Below are 228 nucleotides of genomic sequence, written 5' to 3' on the forward strand. Positions count from 1 at the left end.
GCGACGTCTCGCACACCGCCGGGGGTGTGGGTTTCGCGGTGTTCAGGGTTGGCGCCGGCGGATCCTCGGCACAGTGTCCGGGGTGCGAAGAACCGCTCACCCGCCCCGGCGGCTGTCACATAGCATGGTGTCCCCGCTGCCTGGTCGGCGGCCACCGCGACCCGATTGCCGGGGTGGACCTGGCCCCCCGCCCGCTGCTCGGTCAGACCCACGGGACCCGGCGGCGGG

General features: G+C 74.6%; 1 protein-coding gene. It reads right to left on the reverse strand.

Annotated elements, in window-relative coordinates:
- The coding region (locus QM806_RS42065; protein ID WP_502943962.1) for a hypothetical protein at positions 1–228 on the reverse strand (228 nt) is incomplete at both ends.

Origin of the sequence: Rhodococcus sp. IEGM 1351 (assembly GCF_030056875.1) — a bacterium.
Lineage (GTDB): Bacteria > Actinomycetota > Actinomycetes > Mycobacteriales > Mycobacteriaceae > Rhodococcus_F > Rhodococcus_F opacus.